This is a genomic window from Stenotrophomonas maltophilia group sp. RNC7 (genome assembly GCF_030910085.1).
Classification (GTDB): Bacteria; Pseudomonadota; Gammaproteobacteria; order Xanthomonadales; family Xanthomonadaceae; genus Stenotrophomonas; species Stenotrophomonas sepilia.
Genome location: NZ_JAVFVN010000655.1, coordinates 1 through 308, shown reverse-complemented (window position 1 = coordinate 308; position 308 = coordinate 1). Strand labels below are relative to the sequence as shown.

Below are 308 nucleotides of genomic sequence, written 5' to 3'. Positions count from 1 at the left end.
CGTTAACGCGGTCGATGACTTCGAGGAGCATCCGCGCGTCATCAACGGCTGTTCCGATTTTCTGGTCCAAGTTTTCGGCGACGATGGCGTGCATGCCCGTTCGTCTATCGGCGTCGCCTCGCTGCCCAACAACATCACGGTCGAAATAGAAGCGATCGTCGAAATCTTTCCCGAAGAACACGATGAAAGACACGACAATGGATAAGTCCAATCCTCAACGTCCCAACCAAACGATCCGCGAACGCTTCGGCCTGCGTCCGATAATCAATGTCTCCGGCACGATGACTGCGCTCGGCGCGTCGATCATC

General features: G+C 55.5%; 1 pseudogene. It reads left to right on the top strand.

Annotated features, from left to right (window positions below):
- Positions 1-205, top strand: a pseudogene (locus RCF13_RS13570) (RidA family protein); the annotation flags it as partial.
- Positions 206-308 lie beyond the last annotated feature (103 nt).